Annotated in this window: 24 protein-coding genes; 9 read left to right on the forward strand and 15 right to left on the reverse strand. The window is 68.2% G+C overall.

Features of this window, described 5'->3' with window-relative positions; translation table 11 throughout:
- The first annotated feature begins 61 nt into the window (after positions 1-61).
- A complete protein-coding gene (locus ACNUDN_RS27025) occupies positions 62-1,531 on the forward strand; it encodes an amidase (protein ID WP_419124752.1) in 1,470 nt (489 codons plus the stop codon).
- 1 nt (position 1,532) lies between these two features.
- On the opposite strand, the gene ACNUDN_RS27030 is transcribed toward ACNUDN_RS27025, so the two are convergent.
- From ACNUDN_RS27030 to ACNUDN_RS27050, 5 genes are read right to left on the reverse strand one after another with little or no spacing between them, the layout of a single operon-like run.
- Complete coding sequence (locus ACNUDN_RS27030) at positions 1,533-2,210, reverse strand: energy-coupling factor ABC transporter permease (RefSeq protein ID WP_419124753.1); 678 nt, start codon at positions 2,208-2,210, stop codon at positions 1,533-1,535.
- A gap of 22 nt (positions 2,211-2,232) precedes the next feature.
- On the reverse strand, positions 2,233-2,541 hold the full coding sequence (locus tag ACNUDN_RS27035; protein WP_419124754.1) for a nitrile hydratase accessory protein: 309 nt from the start codon (positions 2,539-2,541) through the stop codon (positions 2,233-2,235).
- The gene (gene nthA / locus ACNUDN_RS27040; protein WP_419124755.1) at positions 2,538-3,158 is read right to left on the reverse strand and encodes a nitrile hydratase subunit alpha; all 621 of its coding nucleotides are present in this window, start codon (positions 3,156-3,158) and stop codon (positions 2,538-2,540) included. The genes ACNUDN_RS27035 and nthA overlap by 4 nt, the downstream gene beginning before the upstream one ends.
- Positions 3,155-3,892, reverse strand: a complete 738-nt coding sequence (nthB, locus tag ACNUDN_RS27045) for a nitrile hydratase subunit beta (protein ID WP_419124756.1) — start codon at positions 3,890-3,892, stop codon at positions 3,155-3,157. Before nthB ends, nthA begins: the two co-directional genes overlap by 4 nt.
- Positions 3,889-4,413, reverse strand: a complete 525-nt coding sequence (locus ACNUDN_RS27050) for a DUF1097 domain-containing protein (RefSeq protein ID WP_419124757.1) — start codon at positions 4,411-4,413, stop codon at positions 3,889-3,891. The genes nthB and ACNUDN_RS27050 overlap by 4 nt, the downstream gene beginning before the upstream one ends.
- 200 nt (positions 4,414-4,613) lie before the next feature.
- On the opposite strand from ACNUDN_RS27050, the gene ACNUDN_RS27055 reads away from it, so the two are divergent.
- Positions 4,614-5,552 (forward strand): GlxA family transcriptional regulator, encoded by a 939-nt coding sequence (locus tag ACNUDN_RS27055; RefSeq protein WP_419124758.1) that lies wholly within the window; start codon positions 4,614-4,616, stop codon positions 5,550-5,552.
- Here the strand turns inward: ACNUDN_RS27055 and ACNUDN_RS27060 are convergent.
- From ACNUDN_RS27060 to ACNUDN_RS27100, 9 genes are all read right to left on the reverse strand, one after another.
- Positions 5,522-6,571, reverse strand: coding sequence for a GlxA family transcriptional regulator (locus ACNUDN_RS27060; protein ID WP_419124759.1), 1,050 nt, complete (start codon positions 6,569-6,571; stop codon positions 5,522-5,524). The genes ACNUDN_RS27055 and ACNUDN_RS27060 overlap by 31 nt on opposite strands.
- A gap of 37 nt (positions 6,572-6,608) precedes the next feature.
- Positions 6,609-7,616, reverse strand: a complete 1,008-nt coding sequence (locus ACNUDN_RS27065) for an SIS domain-containing protein (protein ID WP_419124760.1) — start codon at positions 7,614-7,616, stop codon at positions 6,609-6,611.
- A gap of 4 nt (positions 7,617-7,620) precedes the next feature.
- Positions 7,621-8,874, reverse strand: a complete 1,254-nt coding sequence (locus ACNUDN_RS27070) for a glucosamine kinase (protein WP_419124761.1) — start codon at positions 8,872-8,874, stop codon at positions 7,621-7,623.
- A gap of 3 nt (positions 8,875-8,877) precedes the next feature.
- Positions 8,878-10,200: a glycosyltransferase gene (locus tag ACNUDN_RS27075; protein ID WP_419124762.1), complete on the reverse strand. Its 1,323-nt coding sequence runs from the start codon at positions 10,198-10,200 to the stop codon at positions 8,878-8,880.
- The gene (locus ACNUDN_RS27080) at positions 10,197-10,793 is read right to left on the reverse strand and encodes a TetR/AcrR family transcriptional regulator (RefSeq protein ID WP_419124763.1); all 597 of its coding nucleotides are present in this window, start codon (positions 10,791-10,793) and stop codon (positions 10,197-10,199) included. Before ACNUDN_RS27080 ends, ACNUDN_RS27075 begins: the two co-directional genes overlap by 4 nt.
- Positions 10,794-11,125: 332 nt before the next feature.
- Positions 11,126-11,959 (reverse strand): glycosyltransferase family 2 protein, encoded by an 834-nt coding sequence (locus ACNUDN_RS27085; RefSeq protein WP_419124764.1) that lies wholly within the window; start codon positions 11,957-11,959, stop codon positions 11,126-11,128.
- The gene (locus ACNUDN_RS27090) at positions 11,956-12,846 is read right to left on the reverse strand and encodes a glycosyltransferase (protein WP_419125335.1); all 891 of its coding nucleotides are present in this window, start codon (positions 12,844-12,846) and stop codon (positions 11,956-11,958) included. The genes ACNUDN_RS27085 and ACNUDN_RS27090 overlap by 4 nt, the downstream gene beginning before the upstream one ends.
- On the reverse strand, positions 12,800-14,038 hold the full coding sequence (locus tag ACNUDN_RS27095; RefSeq protein WP_419124765.1) for a glycosyltransferase family 4 protein: 1,239 nt from the start codon (positions 14,036-14,038) through the stop codon (positions 12,800-12,802). The genes ACNUDN_RS27090 and ACNUDN_RS27095 overlap by 47 nt, the downstream gene beginning before the upstream one ends.
- Entirely contained in the window at positions 14,035-15,084 is a 1,050-nt protein-coding gene (locus tag ACNUDN_RS27100) for a glycosyltransferase family protein (protein ID WP_419124766.1), read from the reverse strand. The genes ACNUDN_RS27095 and ACNUDN_RS27100 overlap by 4 nt, the downstream gene beginning before the upstream one ends.
- Positions 15,085-15,282: 198 nt before the next feature.
- Here ACNUDN_RS27100 and ACNUDN_RS27105 point away from each other — a divergent pair, with 198 nt between their 5' ends.
- On the forward strand, positions 15,283-16,014 hold the full coding sequence (locus ACNUDN_RS27105) for a ZIP family metal transporter (protein ID WP_419124767.1): 732 nt from the start codon (positions 15,283-15,285) through the stop codon (positions 16,012-16,014).
- Between the two features lie 18 nt (positions 16,015-16,032).
- Here ACNUDN_RS27105 and ACNUDN_RS27110 read toward each other — a convergent pair whose 3' ends face one another.
- Positions 16,033-17,025, reverse strand: a complete 993-nt coding sequence (locus ACNUDN_RS27110) for a glycoside hydrolase family 6 protein (protein WP_419125336.1) — start codon at positions 17,023-17,025, stop codon at positions 16,033-16,035.
- Between the two features lie 122 nt (positions 17,026-17,147).
- On the opposite strand from ACNUDN_RS27110, the gene ACNUDN_RS27115 reads away from it, so the two are divergent.
- From ACNUDN_RS27115 to ACNUDN_RS27140, 6 genes are all read left to right on the forward strand, one after another.
- On the forward strand, positions 17,148-18,788 hold the full coding sequence (locus ACNUDN_RS27115; RefSeq protein ID WP_419124768.1) for a threonine/serine exporter family protein: 1,641 nt from the start codon (positions 17,148-17,150) through the stop codon (positions 18,786-18,788).
- A gap of 215 nt (positions 18,789-19,003) precedes the next feature.
- Complete coding sequence (locus ACNUDN_RS27120; RefSeq protein ID WP_419124769.1) at positions 19,004-20,413, forward strand: MFS transporter; 1,410 nt, start codon at positions 19,004-19,006, stop codon at positions 20,411-20,413.
- 37 nt (positions 20,414-20,450) lie between these two features.
- Positions 20,451-20,873, forward strand: coding sequence for a hypothetical protein (locus ACNUDN_RS27125; protein WP_419124770.1), 423 nt, complete (start codon positions 20,451-20,453; stop codon positions 20,871-20,873).
- 59 nt (positions 20,874-20,932) lie between these two features.
- On the forward strand, positions 20,933-21,355 hold the full coding sequence (locus tag ACNUDN_RS27130) for a nitroreductase family deazaflavin-dependent oxidoreductase (RefSeq protein ID WP_419124771.1): 423 nt from the start codon (positions 20,933-20,935) through the stop codon (positions 21,353-21,355).
- A gap of 106 nt (positions 21,356-21,461) precedes the next feature.
- Positions 21,462-22,409: an alpha/beta hydrolase gene (locus ACNUDN_RS27135; protein ID WP_419124772.1), complete on the forward strand. Its 948-nt coding sequence runs from the start codon at positions 21,462-21,464 to the stop codon at positions 22,407-22,409.
- 87 nt (positions 22,410-22,496) lie between these two features.
- Positions 22,497-23,525: an NAD-dependent epimerase/dehydratase family protein gene (locus tag ACNUDN_RS27140; protein WP_419124773.1), complete on the forward strand. Its 1,029-nt coding sequence runs from the start codon at positions 22,497-22,499 to the stop codon at positions 23,523-23,525.
- Positions 23,526-23,629: the final 104 nt, after the last annotated feature.

Raw genomic sequence — 23,629 nt, forward strand, 5'->3', positions numbered from 1 at the left:
GGCCAAGGTTCTCAGATCGTCTGCGTCACCGCAGCGGATCCGCACCGACTACCGTCGAGGCGTGGATTTCCAGGAGTACCGCAGTCACGATGCCACCGGGCTCGCGCAGCTGGTGGCCGACAAGCAGGTCACCGCCGAGGAACTGCTGACGCTGGCACGGGAACGGGCCGCCGCGGTGAACCCGCGTATCAACGCGATCGTGCGCGACGTGACGGCAACGCCCGCCGATGCGGGTGACGGACCTTTTGCCGGTGTGCCGTTCCTGATCAAGGATCTTGCTCAGGACTACGCCGGCCTGCCGAGCTCCCGCGGGTCGCGCGCGTTGATGTCAACGCCGGTGGCCGAGCACTCCACCATCGTGCGGCGTTGGATCGACGCCGGCCTGGTCATCTTCGGAAAGACCAATACGCCGGAGTTCGGGGCCAAGGGGATCACCGAACCCGACGCCTGGGGGCCGGCGCGCAATCCGTGGGACCTGGGCCGGACGCCCGGCGGCTCGTCGGGCGGCTCGGCGGCGGCGGTGGCCGCGGGCATCGTCGCGTGCGCCGGCGCCAACGACGGCGGCGGTTCGATCCGTATCCCGGCGGCGTGCTGCGGGCTCGTCGGGCTCAAGCCGGGTCGTGGGCTCACCCCGATGGGACCCGAGGTCGGTGAGTCGATGCACGGTTCGGCGGTGCAGGGCGTCGTATCGCGCACCGTCCGCGATACCGCGGCGATGCTCGACGTCATCAGCGGCGGCGAGCCGTGGGGTCCGTTCACACCCGCGATACCCGAGCACACCTTCACCTCCTGCCTGGAGCAGGATCCCGGCCGGCTGCGTATCGGGGTGCGGGTGCCGACGGCGATGACCCCGGCGCCGCACCGCGAGGCGTTCGCCGCCGTGGAGGCAACCGTGCGTACGCTCACCGAACTCGGCCATCACGTCGAGGAGCTGCCGCAGGCGCCGTTCGACGATGCGGCGCTGGCGCGTGAGTTCCTGCTCACCTGGTTCGTCTACACCGCATGGGAACTCGACGACGCCAAACGACTGACCGGAGCGAAAGATGAAGCCTTCGAACGCGACACCTTGATCCTGTCCGCCATCGGGCGGGCCACCAGCAGCGTGGATTACCTCGATGCCGTACAGCGCAGACATGAGCACACCCGCAGGTTGACCGAGTTCTTCGACTCCTACGATCTGCTCCTGACGCCCACCCTGGCCACCCCGCCGCCGGCGATCGGTGAATTCGATCTGCCGGCGGCTCTGCAGCGCGCCTCGGATGTACTGCTGAGAACCCGCACCGCCCACCTGCTGCGGTTCACCCGGATCGTCGATGACATGGTGGACAAGAACCTGGGCTGGGTGCCCTACACCCAACTGGCCAACATCACCGGGCGCCCGGCGATTTCACTACCCCTGCACTGGACCGAACAGGGTCTGCCGCTGGGGGTGCAGTTCGTCGCGCCGCTGGCCGGTGAAGCGTTGCTGATCCGGTTGGCCGCCCAACTTGAGCAGGCGATGCCGTGGCGTGACCGGGTGGCACCGATCTGAGTCACGCGGGGCTGAACAGCCGAGGTTGCAGCCAGGTCAAGTCGCCGAACCGGGGTAGCGTCTTCGCCGCGGCCAGAACTCCGAGATCCGCCAGCGGTTCGGCCAGGATGACCGCCATATAGGCGAGTCCGAAGGTCGCGATACCGCCCACCGCCTCAGCGGTGAAACCCTGCCCGTACAGCGCCCAGAACGTCACCCACGAGACGATGCCGGCCTGGTAGGTGGCCGAAAGCGCCAGCGCCTGACGGTATTTGAGGTCGATGTAGCGCGTTTTGGGCGCAATGGCGCGGTGGGCGACGTACTGCAGCGCGAACAGCGGTACCAGCAGCGTGGTCACGTTCATCCCGTACTGCGGAAGGTCGAACGGTGCGAAGACCAACCCCTGGATGAGCAACCCGAGGGCGAGGCCGAAAGCGGCCGGCGCGGCGCCGAACAGCAGGAACAGGGTCGACCCGAGGATGAGGTGCACTTCGGACACCCCCACCGGGAAGTGTGGGAGGACCTCGAAGAACGCCAGCGTCAGCACCGTAGTCGCGGCGCTACCCAGCAGCAGGGATCCCGCGCCGCGCTCGGTGAGGTGTTTCCGCGCCACGTGCAGGGCATAGGCTCCGGCGCCCGCCGCGGTGACATAGCTGAGGACGATTTTCGCGCCGTCGACAATCCCAGGCTCGATGTGCATCGCCTTACCTTTCAGTTCAGGGTCAGTGGTGGTCGCCGGCGACGGCGTGGTCGTCATCATCGGTGGCCAGCGGCCTGGTCAGGATCTCGCGGTGCGCCACGACCTTCTCCAGCGCGGCCACCCAGTGGTCGTAGTACTGCCAGTCACCCCGGTCTGACGCCGCGGTGGCCTCCCAGCTTCCGATGGTCTCGATCAGGCTCTGCTGGAACTCACTCCACGGGTAATGGCCGAACTCCGAGAGCGCCAACGCCAGCCCGAAGGCCCTGCGCTGCCACTCGTGGTCGAAGGACGGCGCGGCCTGGTCTGTGGTGCAGGTGCTGTGCAGTTTCATGTCGGCTGCCCCGCGAGCGCGACACCCATCATGGATTCGGTGGTGACCAGATCCATCAACTCCAACTCGGTGAGATCCTCGGTACCCGAGGGTCGTTCGGGAATGACGAACCACCGTGAGTGCCCACTGGAGTCCCAGACCTTGATCTCGGTGTCCGCCGGCAAGGCGACTCCGACCTCGGCCAGTACGGTTCTGGGCTCGCGCGCGGCACGGGCGCGGAAGACCGGGTCCTTGTACCAGTACGGCGGCAGTCCGAGTACCGGCCATGGGAAGCACGAGCACAGCGTGCAGATGACGAGGTTGTGCACACCCGGGGAATTGGCGACGGCCTGCAGGTGTTCGCCCTCGGCGCCGGCCATTCCCTCCGGAAGCTCCAATTCGGCAAGGGCGCCCGGGGTGTCGACTACCACGCGTTCGGCGAAGTCAGGATCGGTCCACGCCTTGACGACTATCTTCTTGCCGTTCAGCGGGGTCATCTCGGATTCGAAGTATGAGAGCACCTTTTCGACGGTCTGACCGGTGATGACGCCCTTCTCGATCAACAACCGTTCGAGTGCGGCGACCCAGTCGGCACTGGAATTCTCCCGGTCGGCGGGATAGGCGAACTGGTCGGTCACTGGTCCTCCTCGACGGGTTGCAGATACGCCTCGAACAGCTCGGCGTAGAGGGTGTTCGCGCCTGGTTCGGCCCGTGCGCCCCACAGCTCGCCGGGCGTGAACTCGACGATGTAAATCGGCATCGGCTCGCCGATTCCGTCTCCGGTCTCGACGAAATAGCCGTAATCGCCTTCGAAGACGCGCTCGACGGTGCCGGTCCGCGCGCGTAGGTAGCCGGGCAGCCGGGTGTGCGCCCCCGGCGGCACATCACTGATCCGCACCGACTGACCGACGGCGAACCTCGGATGGGCGACGTCTCGGCGCGGGCTGTCGCCGCGGCGCAGATAGTCGATCACCTGGTCGTCGATCGCGGCGTCCGCGCTGCTGTCCGGCGCCGCAACGGGCGCGCCGAGCCCGTCGATCAACTCCTCCTCGGACACATAGCCCTTGTCGATGAAGAACTGTGTGATACCGCCCAGCCATTTCTCGTAGTAGCGGAACTTGAAGTAATCGAACGGATTCATCGCCTCGGCGCCGGTGCGCAGGTCCGCCCATGTCCACTCGTCCCGGAACGCGGTGGGCACCTCGGCGATCGGATACTCGGGCAGCGCCGATCCCAGATGGTTGCTCAGCCCCATCATCGCGACGTGGATGCCGAAGATCCGCTTCTCCCATTCCTCGACGAAGACTCTCTTCTCCAAGTTCAGCGGTTGCGGCAGGCCCTCCAGCCCGCCCAGGTTGTGTTGTAGCTTCATGCGGTCGCTCCTTCGGTGTCTGAGTGCTCGGCCGGCGCCGTTCGAGTCATCAGGTTCGCCAGATACTCGGAGGCGATCCCGAACGTCGCGCCAAGCACGCACGCGCACGCCGCGACCAGGCCGGGATGGGAGATGCTGGTCGCGATCACCAACTGCCCGGTCCCGGCGACCGTCGACACCGTCGAGGCGAACCCGACCACCACCGCCGGCGTGGTGGACAACAACCCGATCCACGACGCCTGCACCATCAGCGCACTGCCCACACCGACCGCGATGGCCGTGGCGGTCAGGGTGCCGCCCAGTAGATGCGCCGCGTACAGGCTCGCGCATGCGATCGCCACACCCACCAGGTTGGAACACACCGAGCGGATCCAGCCGGCGGGTCCGCCTCCGACGAAGAAGAACGATGCCCAGGCCAGGAACACCACCCAGATCGGTACGGTGATCACGGTGGCGGTGAACGCCACCGCCACCCCGCCGAGCACACCTATGCTCAACGTCAGCGCAGACCGCGAATCCATCGATATCCACCTTCTTGATCGGTCGGGTTGCGAACAACGTTGAGCCCCGGTTGTTTCGGCGGCGTAACCCGGGCTTTTCGGCTGATGACCGGCACGGACATGTTTCGGTCGAATCAGGACAATCCGACCGTCCCGGACATGAAGGCGGCAGATCCGGACATCGGCGCACGCGACCACCGGGGACCGGTGACGCTTTCGCGATGAGCATCCCGTCCGGCACCCGGCCGCGGCACATCGCGGTCCTGGTGTTCGACGGCGTTCGTACGCTCGATCTCACCGGACCGCTCGAGGTGTTCGACGTGGCAGGTGAGCAGGGATGTGCCTATTCCGTCGGCCTGTACTCCGCATCCGGGTCCGACAGGATTGCGTGCTCAACGGGTTTGACCGTCGATGCATCGCCGGCGTCGGCGCGCACGGCTGCGATCGACACGCTGCTGCTACCGGGCAGTGAATCCCTGGTCACTGACGGGGTTCCGGACCAACTGAGGCGGGTGACCGGAACGCTGGCACAGCAGGCGAATCGGGTGGCCGCGGTCTGCGCGGGAGCCTTCGCGCTGGCGGCTGCAGGTGTACTTGCGGGACGGCGAGCGACCACGCACTGGCGTCACCAGGATGCGTTCGGCCGTCAATACCCTTCGACAACTGTCGAACGTGACTCGGTGTACACCCGCGATGGCCACATCTGGACGTCCGCGGGTGGCACGGCAGGTATCGACCTCGCACTGGCCCTGGTGGCCGAGGACTTCGGAAGTTCTGTCGCCCAAGCTATTTCCAAGGAGATGCTGATCCTCGGTCGGCGTATGGAAGGTCATCCTCAGATCTCGGCGGCCGCTCGCACACCGCGGCCGAAACACCCGAGCCTGGAGCGGCTGATGGCCTCCATCGTCGTCGACCCGGCGGGTCATTACGAACTCGACACTGTGGCAAGGCAACTCGGGGTCAGTCCGCGTCACCTCGCCCGATTGTTCAAAGCGCAGGTCGGCGTGACGCTACGTGAATACGTCGACGAGGTGCGACTGGAGAACGCGGTCGCGCTCGTCCTTGCCGGTGAGTCGTTCCACTCCGCCGCGCGGCGCAGTGGTCTGCGGTCCGGCGCCCGGGTCCGCGATCACCTCGTGACGCGACGCACGCCCGCGTAGTCCTGTCCACCGATCCCGGTGGTGCGGAACCGACTCCGGTATGTGCTCGGCGAGATGCCGAGATTGCGGCGGAAGGTCCGTCGCATGGTGTCCGGTGTGCCGAAGCCGGCGCGACGGGCAACGGCGTCCTGGCTCTGGTCCCCCGTCGCGAGCAGAACCTTCGCCGCCTCCAGTCGCGCCTGTTCGACGAACCGCGCCGGGGTCATTCCGACTTGCTCCCGGAACATCCGGACCAGATGCCGCTCGCTGAGCGCCGCGCGGTCGGCCATGGCGGCGGTGGAATGGTCCGCGCCGGGGTCGGCGATGACCGAGTCCAGCACGGCGCGCAGCCCACCTGACGCCGGCAGCGCCGCCTCGGCCCAGACGCTGAACTGCGCCTGCCCACCGGGCCGCTGCAGGAAGACCACCATCCAGCGCGCGACCCGACGCGCGACCGCCGGCCCGTAGTCACTCTCCACGAGCGCCAGCGCGAGGTCGATGCCGGCACTGATGCCCGCGCCGGTGATATAGGCGCCGTCCTGGACGAACAGCGAATCCGGGTCGACGATCACCCTGGGGTAGTTGCGGGCCAATGTCTGGCAGTGCGCCCAGTGCGTCGTGGCCCGGCGGTTGTCGAGCAGGCCGAGCGCGGCGAGCACGAACGCGCCGGTGCACACCGAGGCGACCCGGCGCGCGCGGGGTGCCAGTTCACGGACCATCATCAGGGCATCCGGCACCATGTCCGGAGTCGGCTCCTCCGGGATATCGTGCAGCCCCGGGGTGAACATGAACCCCGCTGGTACTCCACCGGGAACGAGCAGGGTGTCGATCGACTCCGGGACGTCGGCCACCGGTAGGTCCACGTTCAGCCGCGCATAGGCCGTCGTGCCCACCGCCGAGCCCGACGGAGAGGTCAGCAGCACCGAGTAGCGGGCGCCGAAATCGTTGGCGCGGGCGAAGATCTCCAACGGCGCGGCCACGTCCTGCAACGTGACCTTGTCGTAGAGGGCGAACACCACCGTCCGGGAATTGTCGGCCACCCGCAGTCGCCCTTCCCTGAGACCGCTGTGCGTCGCGCTACTGTAGCGGTCCTGTGTTACCGCCGGGTTGCGGCGTCGTCTCGGCCGCGGCCTGCCAGTCCCGCGCGGCGATCAGCTCGGGCACCAACGTCTCGATGAGCAACCGAACCTCGTCGACGTCGTCTCCGGGATAGCGCAACGTGACCGCCGCGGTGGGTACCTGCGCGCCCACGCCGACGACCCGGGTCCCGCGCGGTCCGGTCCACTCCGCCATCTGGGCCTCCCAGGTCGATCCGGCGAACACCAGCATCCGCAGATCGGTGTTCTTGGTGCGGTAGACGTCGACATGGCTCCAGTCGCCGGTCTCGCAACCGATGGCCGACCGCCGGGGGCCTTCGCGGAGCATCAGCGCGCCTTGCTGGGCCGACGACAGCCGGTGCGCGGGTGCGCACAGATGCGTCTCGACCGGCCCCAGCAGATGATCGGAAACCTCGGGCAGCCAGTCTTTCTCGGTGGACAGCAGATGCTCACCGGCTCGTGCGGCGGCGTCGATCGCAGCGACCAGATCATCGGTGGCAGTGTCGGTCAGCCGGCACTCCAGCGCCAAGAGCAGGGCCAGGGTGTGCGCAAAGCTGCGGCAGGCCACCCCGCCGCGCTCAGGCTCGGCCGAGAGTTCCACGGTGGCGCTGCACCGTGCCGTGATGGCCGAACCCGGCGTGTTGGTCAATGCCACCGTCGTGGCCGTGGGATCCATCCGGTCCAACGCGTCCAGGGTCTCGACCGAGCCGCCGGTGGCCGAGGTCGCGACCACCAGTGTGCCCGGACCCCAGACGGGTAGCAATTGCGAGGACGCGATCTCCGAGACCGCGCAGATGCCCCTGCTGCGCAACCGCGCGGCGGCCACGCCGGCGGCGTAGGCCGACGATCCCATGCCGATGAACACGACCCGCGACACTGCCGGTGTCACCACGTCCGACCATGGATTGTGTTGTGCCAGAATGTCGGCCAGTCGAGCAAGCACCTCCGGCTTGCGGGTGAGGTCGGCGGCGAAGGCGTCGGGGTTCATCGGCTCATCTCTGCGGCTGGGGCAGGTCTTGCAGTACGGCGGGCAGCGCCGCGTCGGGCACATACATCCAGCGCGGCAGATGACGTGCGGCGTAGACGATCTCGCGAAGCACCTGTTGCAGCCGCAGCGGCGTCAGGGCACGGTCGAGGTGTAAGTCGGCGCGGCCGGATGCGGACAGCTCGCGCAAGTAGCCCTCGTAGAGGGCGCCGCGGGCGGCCGCCGCGACCGGCTCCAGACGCTGCGCTGCCAGATCAGCATGCTTGGCCGCGACGATCGCGACATGGGCCAGCGACTGCAGGATCCCGGCCAGGTCCACTGCTGCGGGCACCGGTCGCATCCGTTCGCCCGGGGTGAGCACCGGGTTTCCGTCGAAATCGGTGACGAAGAGCGCCTCACCGGCCCGCAACACCTGGCCCACGTGTAGATCGCCGTGCGCGTTCAGAATCGGGACATCCACCAGATCTGCCAGCTGCTCCAAGGCCGCCGCCACCGCCTCGGCGCGCTGTTCCAGCAATTCCGCACTGGCGGCTCCGGCCAGTTGACGTGCCGCCGCCAAGGTGGCAAAGGCGTTGTCGCGCCAGCGTTCCGCGTCGGCTCGGGTGGAGGTGGTCACCGTAGCGGCCAATGACGAGTGCAGATCACCGACCATCTCTCCCAGCGCGGTGCAGGTGCGCACCACAGCGCTGCGATCACCGGAGCGGGCCGCGGCGGTGAACAGTTCCACAGCCCAGGTCCAGCCGTCGACGGCGCCGGGGAGGTAGCCGGTGACGGCGGCGACCAGTGTCTGCGCGCCTGTCTCTGGGTCGGTCTCGGCGCCATCCTCCGGCGCCCAGGTGACCACCCCCCATGGCGTGGGCATCGCAGTGAAGCCGGCAGCAGCCAGACACGCCAATCGGCCGGGCGCCGGATGTGGCCCGGGCTCCAGGTGGGTCGCCCACTTCACCACCGCAGCATCTCCGACGATGACCGATTCGTTCGTCTGGTCCACGGTGATGGGACGCTCCCCTTCCGCAACCGCATCGGTTGTCCACGACATGATCCGGAACCGTCCGCGTGACGTGCGGCCGGGCGATCGGCGCAACAGCTGAACCAGGGCCTCGGCCGCGCCGTCGCCGGCGATCGCGCGCCGCCACCGCTGCCCCTCGGCCACCGCCGGCACCGCCGACAATGTTCCTCCGTCATCGGCGATCACCAGGGCATGCCGGTCTCCCAGGCAGAGCAGATCGGCCGCGACGAGGTCAGACGGATCGGACGGCACGGATCAGCCGGAGCCGGCGCGATGGGCGCGGCCCACCCGCTCGATGGTGTCGGCGGCCAGCCGCAGGCCGTCACGCCGGCGAATGTCGGCGCCGATCCGGGCTACTCGCTCACGGAGGGGTTCATCGCTCAGGAGACGGTCGAGCGCGCGGATCAGGTCGTCGTCGTCGAAGTGATATGTGTCCAGTCGCGCACCGAGTTCGAGTTCATCGATGCGCTGGGCGTTCTCGTACTGATCCCAGAACAGCGGCAGCACGATCAGTGGCTTGCCGAAGTGCAGTGCCTCGGTGGTGGTGTTGTTGCCGCCGTGCGAGATCACCGCGTCGACCAACGGCATGATCCGGGTCTGCGGCAACATCTGCGCGCCGACCATGTTGTCGGCCAACACGATCTTGTCGGCCTGCGGGCCCTTGCTCACGATGAAGCGGTGTGGGGTGCGCGCCAGCACGTCGATCAGCCGCTGCATCAACGTGACGTCGGCGGCACCCAGCGAACCCAGTGACAGGTAGACCAGCGCGCTGCCGTCGGGACGATCGGCCACGGCCGCGGGAAGCTGGTATTCGTCGTCGGTCTCCCGGATGCTGGAGTCCACCCGGATCCAGGAGTCGTCGAGCGGACGCAGATCGGTGTAGTCGGCCTCGGCCGGGTAGATGTAGATGGTGGCGGCGTTGTCGCGCGGCATGAACTCCAGATCGGGAAGCGGCTCCGCACCCTGCTCACGCACCCAAGCGTCGAACTCCTTCCACATCGGTCGCAACACCCGGTCGAACTCCGCGGTGTAGGCCCCCCATTGGGAGCGGTCGTCGCTGGGCAGTCCGGAGAACGGCGGTGGGATATCGGGCCCGGGGACTTCCAGTGGGCTGCAGGAGATGAAGCGTACGAACGGCTTTCCCGCGGTGGCCAACGCCGGGAACAGCACGACATTGTCTTCGACCAGCACATCGGGCTGATGTGTGGCAATGATCTCGCGCAGGCGGGGCTCACAGTACTTCGCACCGTCGATGAGTGCCTGGAAGGTCGGTGCGATGAACGTCGCCAGCTGTTCGATCGTCGGCTTGGCGAACTCGGGCGCGGTTTCGGTGATGAAGTCGGTCCAGAAATGTCCGGCGTCGGCCTCGCCGCCGTCTTGCGACGGTTCGGCCAGATCGACCAGTTCTTCGATGAATCCGTACCGCGCGATTCTGCCGGCCCACGATGATTCGGCCGCGAAGACGATCCGGTGGCCCCGCTCCCGCAGTTTCGCCGCGACACCTATGCACTGGTTGGTGGGCCCGTAGGCGGACTCCGGCCAGAACATGATGGTCAGCGGTGTGTCTGCTGCAGTCAACGGTGCGTCCTTTCGCCTTTTTCACTGCGGGGCAGGGAATGGCCGGTGGCCACCCGTGCATAGTCGAGGATCTGCTCGATCGAGGCGTCGGCGTCGAGGCTGGGGTGCCGGGCCACCATGCGGTAGCCATAGGCATCCTCGAGCGCCACGATGTTTCGGGCGATGGTCACCGAGGGCGAAGACAAGCGGAAAATCCGCTGTGCGGCACCGACTTCCAGGATCACCTGATACATCGCCACCTGCCGGTCGAAGAGCGCGGTCAGCAGCACGCCATAGGTCGGGTATCGGCCCGCGGCCCCGCCGAGCTCGCACAGCAGTTTCACGGCCGGGTCCTCCGAATCGACGGGCAACCCCGATTCGATGGTGACCACCAGGCGCCGGTCCGGTTCAGCGATACCGTCGATGGCGCGCAGGCGGTCGTCGTAGAACCGCTCCATCCCGGCGCGGTTGGCCTCCACCAGCAAGGTCTGCACGTCGGGGAAGTGATAGAGCACCGCTCCGGAGGTCAGCCCGGCCTCGGCGGCCACCTGGTTGAGTTGCACGCCTGCACCGTGTTTCGTCACGGCGCGCTGCGCGGCGTGCAGCAGTCTCACGCGTCGCTCCGCGCGACTGACAGGCATCGGCATCTCCCTGGAGTTCGTCGGGCCCACTGTGCCAGAGATCCGCCCGCGGCGGTGCGATTATTTGAAGAGTTACTCAGCTTTAACGTAGACAGGACTCACCAGCTGGTCATATCTGCCTGATGAGACTTGACCCAGACTGCAGTCATGGGGCTGTCAACGCCCGGGTGTCAGTTCATCGAGCAGAGCCCGGTTCACACCTGCCCAGAGTGTCGCGACCATGAACGCAGACCGTTCGGCGGCGTCGTGCTCGGCGGGACTCGGCCGCATGCATGTCTCCAGATGATCGGGGCCTTCCGGCCACCCTAATGGGAATCGATCAGACAACGGGGTGCGCCGTTGGCGTCCCGGGTGATCAGACCCTGTTCGGCGAAACCCTCCAGCCAGCCGCCCATCGGCCACGCACCCCAGCGGCGGTGGAAGACATGGGCGTTGCGCACGATGTCGGCGAGGTGGCGCACCGGTGGGTTCTCGACGGGGTGATGCTGGTGAAAGGCGTGCGCGCCGCCCACCCACCGCATCGGAACCGCGTTCGCCTCGGCGCAGCGTGCGAAGTCGGTGTCCTCACCCCCGTAGCCCTGGTACTCCTCGCAGAACCCGCCGATCCGGTCCCAGACCTCGCGGCGGACTGCGAACGACAGCGACCAGAACAGTGCGTAATCGGTGCCGGCGACGATGGCTTCCCCCGGTGGCGCTGGCCGGGCGGGGTGCGGCCGGACCTGGTCGTCGAGGGTGGCGAGGTCGTATCCCGAAGGTCCCGGCGGCGGCAGATAGGTGACCGGGCCGCACAGCAGCGCGTCGCGGTGCCGGGTCTGTTGCGCTGCCCGGTGGTAGCGCTCGATCAGGCGCGTCGACGGGACACAGTCCACGTCGAGGAACACCAACAGCTCCGCCCGGTCGGCGATCGCTCGTTGCGCGCCGGCGTTGCGGGCGGCCGCCAACGGCAGTGGCACCGTCGCCGGGAAGTCGACGAGCTCCGCGGTGTGCCGTTCCCGGTGCAGCACCGTGGCCACGCCGCTGTCACCGAGAGCGACCACGATGTGCGCGTCGGCAGGCCGCGCACTGCGCCGTAGGCCACCGATCTGGTTGCGCAGGTGACGATGTCGGCCGTGCGCGATCGTGATCACCGCGGTCTTCATCGCCGGACCGCCGGTACCCTGCACCGGGCCGCGGTCGCCGTGATCGCGGCTGCCGCCCGGTCCGCCGCTCCGGGCACCTGCCAGTGCAGCCACCGGTCTGGATCGCCGTGGCGGGCACGACGCAACAGCGCGGGCCAGTCCTGCTCGGGCGGCCACGTGGTGGCGGTGACGGCGAGCCGGTGGCGATCCAACACCGCTGCGGTCATGTGCTGTTCGTCGAACGGTCGGGGTTGGGCGATGACGATCGCGGGCCGTCGCGCCGCGGCGATGTCCGCGACGCTGTTCTGGCCGGCGTGGCTGATCACCACGTCGGCGTCGCAGAGGTACGGCCACGGGTCGTCGGTCCATCGCCCCGACGCCCCGCCCAGCGCGGTACAGGTGACACCGGGCTGTTCGAGGTGGGCGCCGAACGCATCTGCGGCGCCGCCGAGTAGTAGCAGCCTCAGGTCTCCGCCACCCGGGGGCCGGGCTGGTCGCGATCGATGCTCGAAGCGGCTGATCCCCCCCACGTAGCTGGTCTTGTGCGCGTGGGATCGCAACCAGGCCGGCGCGTTCAACCGTTCGGGCCAGGCGGCCAGGATGTGGTCTGCGGAACGGTGCACGAGGTCGTGCGGCGGGTCGGTCCGCTCGCCCGGGAGCGCCACCACCACGGTGGGGACACCCAGCAACCGCAGGAACAGCGCCACTTCGACGGATACGTCGACCACGCATACCTCGGGGTGGGCGTCGGCCACCCACTGCGCCAGGACCTGCATCCGTGCGCTGTATCCGGGGTCGTGATGGGGCGCCCAGTGCAGCGCTCCATGGGCGGTCGGCTCGTGCACCTGATTGGCGGCGTCGTCACGCGGAAGCTTGATGACGGCCGAGAACGGATGCCGGGACGGGATGGTCGCCGAGGTCAGTGCCGTCACGGGTCGGCGCAGATGCGAGGTGATGCTGACGGCCCGCGCGAGATGGCCGTAGCCGTGATGGTGAATGTAGTAGCCGATCATCGGTGTCATCGCCCCCGGTGGAGATCATGTGTCGGTAAAGGGACAGGTAGCCCTGCAACATCGCTGCGGCCGAGCATCGGCGCACCGCCTGCTCGTGCACCTGTTGTCGCGGCAGTCGGGCCGCCCGCGGTATCGCGGCGACCATGGCCGCAACGTCACCGGGCGGTACCAATACCCCTGATTGCGCGGTGACCAGTTCGGGGATGCCGCCGCGGTCGAAGGCGACAACCGGTGTGCCGCAGCACATCGCCTCGGCGACGACGAGTCCGTAGGGTTCGTCCCAGGCCGGGGTGACCAACGCGACCGCAGCGGTCCCGATGAGTTCGGCCAGACCTTGCTGGGTGAGATGGCCGGCGTAGCGGATCCGGTCGCCCAGGCGCGGTGCGATGGACGCAGCGAAGTAGGAGGCGTCGGAGATCGGACCGGCCAGCGTGAGCGCACGACCGGCACGGTGTGCCGCCTCGATCGCCAGGTGCGGCGCCTTCTCCGCGGTGATCCGCCCGAACCACACCAAATCCTCGCCACCGCGCCCCAACGGCCAACGGCGCGTGTCGATCCCGTTGGGCACCACCGTGAACGGGACGCCCACGCCGGCCCAGGCGGCAGCGGTGTGCTCGGAGACCGCGGCGAATCCGGTACCGCGCCCTCCGGTGGCCCGGATGGCGGATTCCAACCAGGGCGTCGGGGGTGTGTGCAAGGTGGTGAGCATCGGCGTCGATACCGTCGGCGCCATCGCCACCGGCAGGTAATGCAGGCTGTGGTTGTGGATCACGTCGAAGCGGTCACCGCGGTCGGCAGCCAAGTCCAACATCAGTTTCAGATAGGCGTGATGATCGGCCATGAACGACTCGGCGGGCATGGACACGTCCGCCACCGCGGCATCGGTCAGCTCCAATTCCTGTACCTGCAGGCAGGAGCTCCCGAAGCCGGCATCGGAGCCGGGCGCGGCGAACAGCGCCACCTCGTGTCCGTGCTCGGCCAGCGCTCTGCCCAGGTGCCACACGTGGGCTTCCAACCCACCGGCGAAGGGCTGGCTGATCGGGAACCGGCACGAGGCGATCAATGCGATGCGCAGCGGCCGGCTCATCGCAGCACCCGTTCGTAGAGCGCTCGGTGCGCACCGGCCAGCATCACCCGCTCGGCGGCCCGCTCAGCCCATGTCGCCCTGGGAGACGCTTCGCCCCTGCACCATTGACCATAGGCCGACCGCACGGCACGCTGCAGCGACCCCGTGTCGAACTCGTCGTCGGTGAAGGTGAACACCCGGCACGGCCGTTGTTGGGCGTAGTAGCCGCAGCTGGGTGCGATCACCGCGGTGCCGAGGTCGAAACATGCTTCCAGCCAACCGGAATGGGTTCCGAAGCGGTATGGCAGCACCGACACCGAAAGACCGGCCAGGTAGTCCCACAGTTCGGCGTCGGAGAAGTACGGGTGCACGCGGACCTCGACCCGGTGCCGGCGTCCGAGGTCGAGCACCGCGGTCCCGAATTCCGGCGCATACCAGTGGTTGCCCGGATCGAAGACCTCATCGTGGATGTTGATGCGCAGCATTGCGTCCGGCAGTGTCGTCATCGTCTCGGCCAGGACTTCGAGCACCGGAAGTGGATCCATGTTGGCGCGCCGGCTCTTCACGTGGACCCCCACGGTGAATCGGTCCGGGCGGCGGCGTGGGGACTCGATGAAGCCGCGGTCCAGCACGTGCGGGTGCGGCAGCACGAGGGCGTCCTTGTCCCAGCGGCGGCCGATCTCGCGCGCCGCGCCGGGCGTCAGGGTGATCAGCGCGTCCGCGGCACCGATCAGCACATCCTGCTGCAGGGTGTGCTGATCGGGATCCTGGTGGTGCGGGTTACGCAGATCGTGCACCGTGTAAACCAGCGGCTTGTGATGCGACTTCAGTTCCTGCAGTACGGCAGTCAACACGTCGGCACCCACGGCGTCGAACCCGAAATGGACGTGGAAGACGTCGAACCGGTCGTGGTTGGCGCTGACCCAGCCGGGCTCCAGCATCAGCGGCGGCCACCACCCACCCGGCACCGTCCTTCCGTCGGCGGGCACCGGGTCCGTCAGCCGGACGACGGTATCCCGGCCGGAGGGGTCGGCCAGGTGTCGTACATACACATGTGAGCCAGGCACAGAAGCAACACGCAGCAAGGGGGTCTCCTCATCGCGAAACATGGTGATGCCCTGGGTCAGCGCGGATCGCCGTTGACCCGCCCCGATCGCTGAGGGTCCCTACCCACTGAAGGACTCGGCTCAGCCGCATTACCCCGGCCGCGCAACGACAAACCTGACGTCTGGTTGCCGCTCGGCGATTCCGGGAATGCACAGCCGGTGTTGACCGCTGCGCTGTTCGGGATCGCGGCATCGAGCGCCCTGGTGATCGGTGCTCTGATCGGTGTCCGGTGGGACCTGCCGAAGAAGGTGACGGGTGTCCTGCTGGCCTTCGCCAGTGGGGCGCTGATCTCGGCACTGGCGTTCGAGCTGTTCGAGGATGCGTTCCAGCTGGGCGGAGCGCTGCATTCCGGACTCGGATTGCTTGCCGGCGCCGCCGCGTTCGTCACCGCCGACAGCCTGCTCGACCGCTACGTCAGCGGAAGCTCGGGTCCCGGGCAACGCCAGGTGACGTCCGACGGCGCCCGACGCGGTGTCGGGCTGGCCCTGCTGGCCGCCGTCACCCTGGACGGGGTGCCCGAGAATCTGGCGCTCGGTGTCTCGCTGGTCGGCGGCGCATCGCTGTCGCTGTTGGTGGCGATCTTCTTCTCGAACCTTCCGGAATCCGTGGTCGGGGCGATGTCGATGCGCAACTCTGGCATGAACGCGCCGGCGGTGCTGGGCGTCTGGGTGGCCTGCGCCACCGTATTGGCTGCCGCCGTGGTGGCCGGTCGCGTCACGGCAGGTCAGCTCAGTGACCCGGTGCTGGCGGTGACGCTGGCCTTCGCCGGAGGCGCGGTGCTCGCCTCGCTGGCCGACACGTTGATGCCCGAGGCATTCGTGCACGGCCGCCCGCTCAACGCGTTCGCGACCGCGGGCGGCTTCTTCCTGTCCTTCATCCTGGCCGCCTGATCCGGCCGCCGGACCCGGCTACCAGCCGGCGTTACGTGCCAGGTCGATGGCGTACTGGCTGACGAACGTGCCCGCACTCGGCGCACCGCGGCAGGCCCCGTCGGACTCACCGGGACGCTTGACCCACAGGAACGCGTCCACCTGAGGATTGCCGGTGGCCGCGGTGGGCCGCGCACCCAGGGCGCGGCCACTGGGGTTGCACCAGTACAGGTCGTCGCCTTCGACCGGCCCGTTACCGTTGCGCGAGGTGTCGATGACGTAGTGGGCGCCGTTGGTCATGCCCGAGATGGCACCGCCGTAACCCATCGCCTCTTCGGTGGTGAAGAAGTTGGCCGTGTTGAGGCTGAAGCCACGCGCCTTGGCCACGCCGACCTCGTTGAGCCGGCCGGCCATCACATCGGCCGCCACCCAGCGCGGGTGCCCGGCATCGACGTAGACCGCGGTGCCGGGGTTGCGGGTCAGTGTGTCCACCGCGTAGCCGATCAGGTCGAGACGTTCCTGCTGCTGCCCCGGCGACAGGCAGTCGATCATCGCCAGCGCGTCCGGTTCCAGGATGACCGCGGCGGGCCCCCCGCCGATGGCGGCCGCGACGCCGTCGATCCAGGCTCGGTAGGCACCGGCCGATCCGAAGCCGCCCGCGGCGTAACTCCCGCAGTCGCGGTTGGGAATCCCGTACAGGGCCAGCACCGGCATGGTCCCGGCGGCCTGTGCGGTCTGGATGTACGCGGCGTCGACAGCCGGGGTGGAGATGTGGTCCATCCAGTACGCCGTCGGCGTGTTCACTACGGCGGCCAACAGCGGATCCGGATTGCCCTGTGCCGCGCGCATACCCTTCGACTGGGGATTGACGTAGAACGGCAGTCCGGCCAACGGGTTGCCCTCACTGGCCAGACGTACCGCAGGGGCCGCCGGGACCGGCGCCGGTTCGGCGACCACACCGACGCCGGCCAGCACACCGACGGTCAGAACGGGGGCGATCCAGCGGGCCAGTGCGCCGGCGGACAACGTCATGGCGCCGAAGAAGGTCGTCACCCCGAAGAAGTTAGCGTCGCAGATCGACGGGCGCCAATCGCGGTGCCCCGCGGGCATCGGCACCCTCGGAGGGGCGCGCCGGCCTCAGTATCGTGTGCGTCGTGGATTCCGACCGGCCGGACGGGACGGCTCGGCGCCGCCGCGCGCTGCATTTCGCGCTGAAGGGGCGCCGCGACCCCGCATCGGGAGCAGGCCAGCGCAGACGTGCCGCCGGCGGACTCAGCGAACGACACACCCGCAAGGTGCTCGACCTGACGATCCGGTTGGCCGAGGTGATGCTGTCGTCGGGGTCGGGGACCGCCGACGTCGTGGCGACCGCTCAGGACGTCGCGCAGGCGTATCAGCTCACCGACTGCGTGGTGGACGTGTTCGTCACCACCATCTTCGTGTCGGCGCTGCCGACAGCGGACAGCCCCCCGGTGACCATCGTGCGGTCGGTGCAGGCGCGCTCCACCGATTACACCCGGCTCGCCGAATTGGACCGACTGGTCCGGCGCATCACCTCCGGCGGCGTGTCGGTCGATGAGGCGCACGAGGCGATGGACGAGCTGAGCGAGCAGCCCCACCCCTATCCGCGCTGGATTGCCACGGCGGGGTGGGCCGGCTTCGCGCTGGGCATCGCGATGCTGCTCGGCGGCACCTGGCTGACATGTCTGCTGGCCGCCCTCACCTCGGTGCTGATCGATCGCAGCGGCCGGCTGCTCAACCGGCTGGGGACACCGCTGTTCTTCCAGCAGGCGGCCGGCGCGTTCATCGCGACGCTGATCGCGGTTGCCGCGTTCCTGTTCGCCGGGCAGGGCCCCACCGCGCTGGTGGCCACCGGCATCGTGATGCTGCTGGCGGGGATGACCCTGGTGGGCTCGGTGCAGGACGCACTGACCGGCTACATGCTCACCGCGGTGGCCCGCCTCGGCGATGTGCTGTTCCTGACCATGGGCATCGTCGTCGGCATTCTGGCGGGGTTGCAGGTTGCCGCCCTCGCCGGTATCGAGATCCAACTGCGCGTCGATGCCACGGAGTACTTCGTGCTGCCCAACACCCCGGATCGGATCGTCCTCGCGGTGTCCGGCGCGGCGCTGGCGGGCGCCTGCCTGGTCATCGCCAGCTACGCCAAACTGCGCTCGGTGATCACCGCCGGGATCGCGGCCGGCCTGGCCGAAGCCGTCCTGATCGGGCTGGGCTCTGCCGGTTTCGGCCAGGTGGTCGCCACCGGTACCGCGGCGGTGGGAGTCGGTCTGCTGGCCACCTTGATCTCGATCCGGCGGCAGGCGCCGGCACTGGTGACGGCGACCGCGGGCATCACCCCGATGCTGCCGGGGATGGCCGTGTTCCGGGCCGTCTTCTACTTCGCCGTCGAGCGTGACTTTGCCGCGGGGATGGCGCAGGCGCTCGCCGCGGCGGCCACCGCGCTGGCCATCGGGGCGGGCGTGGTCATGGGTGAGTTGCTCGGGTCCCCCTTGCGCTACCGCGCCGGCCGGATCAGCGATTTCCTGCGGGTCGAGGGACCGCCCGGACTTCGCCGGGCGGTCGGCAATGTGGTGGCGCTGCGTCCGGCGGTCGATCAGCAGCCGGCGCGGAGCCCTCACCAGCGTTCGTGGAGCGTTGCGCTGGAGCCGGCGTCGTCGCAGCACGCGGACCACCGGGACGATGAGGACGATAGGGACGTTGGGGACGATAGGGACAAGGACGGTGGGGACAAAGAAGCACCGGGGTCCGACGGGGCCGAACCTGACGGTCGGTAACGTGCAGGGCGGTGTGTGCACGGGGTAGCAATTTGCCCGCCCCGATCTGGCGATGGTGTCCGGATCGGGCAGCCAGTGCTCGGCGACCGTCCCCTCGCAGCTGAGTGGGGCGCCGAATCGCCACCGGATCAGGAGTTTGGAACCGCAGAAGCCGGTGATTCTGCGTGCACGCGCCGCGTCCGAGCGTGACTTCGATCGAGCCCGAGGAGGGTCCAGTGGACTCCGGAGCAACTCGACAACCTGACGCCCGCGGTCCTGACGGGCGCGGTCCTGACGCTCAAGGTCAGGAAGCGCCGCCGGGCGTGGTGAAGAAGGCCATCGCCGCGTCCGCCATCGGCAACGCCACCGAGTGGTTCGACTACGGCATCTACGCCTACGGGGTCACCTACATCTCGGTCGCGATCTTCCCCGGTGAAGCCGCACAGGCGACCTTGCTGGCCCTGATGACGTTTGCGGTGTCCTTCCTGGTCCGTCCGCTCGGCGGATTCGTCTGGGGTCCGCTCGGGGACCGGCTGGGCCGCAAACGCGTGCTCGCGATAACGATCGTGCTGATGGCGGGCGCGACCTTCTGCGTCGGCCTGCTACCGACCTACGCGATGATCGGCATGTGGGCACCGTTCCTGCTGGTGCTGCTGCGCATGATCCAGGGCTTCTCGACCGGTGGCGAGTACGGTGGCGCCGCCACCTTCATGGCCGAGTATGCGCCGAACCGCCGGCGCGGGCTGCTCGGCAGCTTCCTGGAGTTCGGCACGCTGGCCGGCTTCTCGTTGGGCGCACTGATGATGCTGGGCTGCTCGCTGGTGCTGGGCGATGACGACATGCAGGCCTGGGGCTGGCGGCTGCCGTTCCTGGTGGCCGCACCGCTCGGGTTGGTCGGCGTCTACCTGCGGTCACGTCTTGAGGACACCCCGGTGTTCCGGGAACTCGAGCAACAAGGTGAGAAGGAAGAACAGACCTCGACCCAGTTCCGCGACCTCATCACCGGCTACTGGCGTCCCATCCTGCGACTCGGCGGTCTGGTGGTGGCGCTGAACGTGGTGAATTACACGCTGCTCACCTACATGCCCACATATCTGGAAACCCAGATCGGGCTGACCGCCGACCAGTCCCTGATCATCCCGATCATCGGCATGTTGTCGATGATGGTCTTCGTCCCGTTCGCCGGTCTGTTGAGCGACCGGGTGGGACGAAAACCGCTGTGGTGGTTCTCGCTGATCGGTCTCTTCGTGGCCGGCGTCCCGATGTTCATGTTGATGGGGACCGGGGTGGCGGGTGCGGTGATCGGCTTCGCGGTCCTGGGCCTGCTCTACGTCCCACAACTGGCGACGATCTCGGCGACCTTTCCCGCCATGTTCCCGACCCATGTGCGGTACGCCGGCTTCGCGATCGCCTACAACGTCTCGACGTCGATCTTCGGCGGCACCGCGCCGGCGGTGAACGAATGGTTCACCGGTGCGACCGGCGACACGCTGTTTCCCGCCTACTACATGATGGCCGCGTGTGTCATCGGCGCCATCGCGTTGATCAAGGTGCCGGAGACCGCTCGTTGCCCGATCAACGGCACTGTCACACCGGGTACCGAGGAGGCTCCCGACCCGGTCCCGTACGAGAAGGCGACGACCTGAGCTGCCCGGCAACGCCACCGAGCCGGGGTCGGCACTCATGCCGACGGTGACCCTCGAAGCGTTGGGGGCGTGGGTGATCAGGTGCAACCCGCACACCACGCCGGTGGCACCGATGTGCGCCGCGGGCGAGGCCAAGCCGGACTGGTGTGTCGCCGACAACTACCGGTCCGGGCTCCTGCGACCCGGCCACCGTGTCCTGTTCTGGGTGTCGTCGCACCCGTTGCGTGGTTTCTGGGGTGCCGGCCGCATCACCGATGTCCCGCAGCGGCGGGACGGCCGACTGCACGTGCCGGTCCACATCCCGTTGTTCGCCGAGCCGCTGACTGCGGCGGCGCTGTCCGCGGTGGCAGGTCTGAGGTCGATGGAGGTGTTCCGATGCCCACAACAGTCCAATCCATCCTGGGTGAGCGCCGCGGAACTGGCGCTGCTGGACCCGCTGCTGCCGGCCGGGCAAGGTTAGATCTCGGCGGATCGGAAACACCAGGAATATCCGGTCAGTTCAGAATCGTTGGAGGCATGGTGAGCGAACAAGCAGAGTTGAGTCCTACCGACTGGGTGCGCGAGCAGACCCAGCGCATCCTGGAGCAGGGCACCACCGACGGTGTCGAAGTCTACGATCGGCCCGTCGTGCTGTTCACCACCACGGGGGCACAATCCGGCAAGAAGCGGTACGTGCCGCTGATGCGGGTCGAGGAGAACGGCCGCTACGCGATGGTCGCATCCAAGGGCGGCGATCCGCGGCATCCCAGTTGGTATTTCAACGTCAAGGCCAATCCGGCCGTGACCGTCCAGGACGGGGACAAGGTCACCGAGGGCACCGCCCGCGAACTCGACGGTGATGAGCGCGAGCACTGGTGGGCGCTCGCGGTGGCGGCCTACCCTCCTTACGCCGAGTACCAGACGAAAACGGAGCGCCAGATACCGGTGTTCATCGTTGAGTAGGCCCGGTTGAATGAACCCGGTTGAGTAGGCCCGGTTGAATGAACCCCGGCCCGGACTACGGGTTTTCCGGGGTCCTTGGGTTGCCGGCCGCTGACAACCTGGACGTATGTCCGATCACATTCTGGAGCCCGCCGCGCGCGAATTCGCCGATGCCACTGCGAAACCGCCGTTCCTCTACCAACTGGGCCCCGAAGGAGCCCGTAAGGTTCTCGACGACGTGCAGTCCGGCCCGGTGGACGCCCCAATCGTGGACGAACGCTGGGTGACGGTTGCCTGTGATCACGGCGATGTCGGGGTCCGGATCGTCACCCCGCCCGGTACGTCCCAGCCGTTGCCGGTGGTGCTGTACATCCACGGCGGCGGCTGGGTGCTCGGCAACGCCGCCACACACGACCGGTTGGTGCGTGAATTGGCGGTCGGCATCGGGGCTGCGGTGGCTTTCGTGGAGTACGACCGGTCGCCGGAGGCCCGTTATCCGGTGGCGATCGAGCAGGCCTACGCGGCGGCACAGTGGATCACCCGGCACGGGGAGTCCGAGGGTCTGGACGCATCACGGTTGGCGGTCGCCGGCGACTCCGTCGGCGGTGACATGGCAGCCGCGGTGGCGATCCTGGCCAAGCAGCGCGGCGACGTGTCGTTCGTCCACCAGTCGATGTACTACCCGGTCACCGATGCCGCGCAGAATACCGACAGCTACCGCGAGTTCGCCGACGGCCCCTTCCTCACCGCGAAAGCCATGGCATGGTTCTGGGACTGCTATCTACCCGAGGTGGCGCTGCGTGCGGAGATCACCGCATCACCGTTGCGCGCCACCGTCGAACAGCTCAGCGGCCTGCCGCCGGCGCTGGTCATCGTCGACGAGAACGACGTGTTACGGGACGAAGGTGAGGCGTATGCCCGCAAACTGACCGCGGCGGGCGTGCGCACCACCAGCGTGCGCTTCAACGGCATCATCCACGACTTCATGATGCTCAATCCGGTCCGTGACACCGCGGCCACCCGGGCCGCCGTCGAGCTGGCCGCCGCGACTTTGCGAAAGGTGTTCAACCCGTGAGGATCACCGCGATTAGGGCGACCGGGCGCGGCGACGTCGTGCTGGCCGAAACCCTTTTGCCCGACTGGCTTTCGGCGCGCTGACCCGATGACCCGCAACCAGAGTCCGGTTCTGGTCACCGGTGCCGCCGGGTATGTCGGAAGCCACATCGTCCACCGACTGTTGCGCGCGGGTCATGGCGTTCGCGCCGCGGTCCGGACCCCCGACCGCGCCGACGAAGTCCGGGCCGGTGTCGCCGCGGACGGCCTCGATCCGGCCGCAGTGGAGTTCGCCGTCACCGACCTCGGATCAGATGAGGGGTGGCCCGAGGCGGTGGCCGGCGTCCGGTATGTGATCCACGTGGCTTCACCGTTTCCCGCCCAGAACCCGGCCGACGACGAGGAGATCATCGCCCCGGCCCGCGACGGCGCGCTGCGGGTGCTGCGGGCCGCGCGCGACGCGGGCTGCAGCAGAGTGGTGCTCACCTCGTCGTTCGCTGCCGTCGGATATTCGCCGAAGGGCAGCGACACCTGGTCGGAGCAGGACTGGACCGACCCGAGCTCAGACAACACCGCCTACATCCGGTCCAAGGCGATCGCCGAACGCGCCGCGTGGGATTTCGTCGCCGCGGTCGACGGCGGCCTCGAGCTGGTGACGGTGATCCCGGTCGGGATCTTCGGACCGACCCTGGGCCCGCACCTGTCCACCTCGGTGCAGTTCGTCCGTTCGATGTTGGCCGGTGAGCTCAGACGCGTTGTGCCGCAGTACTTCGGTGTCGTCGACGTGCGCGATGTGGCCGATGCCCACATCAGCGCGATGACCACAGCCGACGCCGCTGGACACCGCTTCCTGGTGGTTGCCGACGGCGGGCCGCTGAGCTTCCTCGACATCGCCGGGATCCTGCGCGACGGTCTCGGGCGGGACGCCGCGGAGGTGCCCGACGCCGAGTACACCGTCGAGGAGATGCGCGGTCTCGTCTCGTCCCAGCCGGCTTTGCGTGAGGCACTCGTCCGGATCTCCGAGCGTCCCCAGATCAGCAATGCCAGGGCCAAGGACGTTCTCGGGTTCGCGCCACGGCCCGTGCGGGACACCATCCTCGACACCGGACGCTCACTGATCGAACGCGGTCTGGTCTGATCACCGCGCACCGCCGTGGGTGTGAGAATCTGCCGGACGGGTATAGCCGCCGCGTGTTCTTCCCTCCGTGCGTCGTGATCGCCTCGCCCGTTGTCCCGCCGAGT

Origin of the sequence: Mycobacterium sp. smrl_JER01, assembly GCF_048513595.2 — a bacterium.
In the GTDB taxonomy this organism is placed as follows: domain Bacteria; phylum Actinomycetota; class Actinomycetes; order Mycobacteriales; family Mycobacteriaceae; genus Mycobacterium.

Bases quoted from the DNA above. Each gene is read 5' to 3' on its own strand.
- ACNUDN_RS27050 (WP_419124757.1), bottom strand. From the start codon at position 4,413: ATGGATTCGCGGTCTGCGCTGACGTTGAGCATAGGTGTGCTCGGCGGG.
- ACNUDN_RS27065 (WP_419124760.1), bottom strand. From the start codon at position 7,616: ATGAACCCCGACGCCTTCGCCGCCGACCTCACCCGCAAGCCGGAGGTG.
- ACNUDN_RS27110 (WP_419125336.1), bottom strand. From the start codon at position 17,025: ATGACGTTGTCCGCCGGCGCACTGGCCCGCTGGATCGCCCCCGTTCTG.
- ACNUDN_RS27140 (WP_419124773.1), top strand. From the start codon at position 22,497: ATGACCCGCAACCAGAGTCCGGTTCTGGTCACCGGTGCCGCCGGGTAT.
- ACNUDN_RS27055 (WP_419124758.1), top strand. From the start codon at position 4,614: ATGAGCATCCCGTCCGGCACCCGGCCGCGGCACATCGCGGTCCTGGTG.
- ACNUDN_RS27030 (WP_419124753.1), bottom strand. From the start codon at position 2,210: ATGCACATCGAGCCTGGGATTGTCGACGGCGCGAAAATCGTCCTCAGC.
- nthB (WP_419124756.1), bottom strand. From the start codon at position 3,892: ATGAAGCTACAACACAACCTGGGCGGGCTGGAGGGCCTGCCGCAACCG.
- ACNUDN_RS27095 (WP_419124765.1), bottom strand. From the start codon at position 14,038: ATGAGCCGGCCGCTGCGCATCGCATTGATCGCCTCGTGCCGGTTCCCG.
- ACNUDN_RS27035 (WP_419124754.1), bottom strand. From the start codon at position 2,541: ATGAAACTGCACAGCACCTGCACCACAGACCAGGCCGCGCCGTCCTTC.
- ACNUDN_RS27125 (WP_419124770.1), top strand. From the start codon at position 20,451: ATGCCGACGGTGACCCTCGAAGCGTTGGGGGCGTGGGTGATCAGGTGC.
- ACNUDN_RS27135 (WP_419124772.1), top strand. From the start codon at position 21,462: ATGTCCGATCACATTCTGGAGCCCGCCGCGCGCGAATTCGCCGATGCC.
- ACNUDN_RS27085 (WP_419124764.1), bottom strand. From the start codon at position 11,959: ATGAAGACCGCGGTGATCACGATCGCGCACGGCCGACATCGTCACCTG.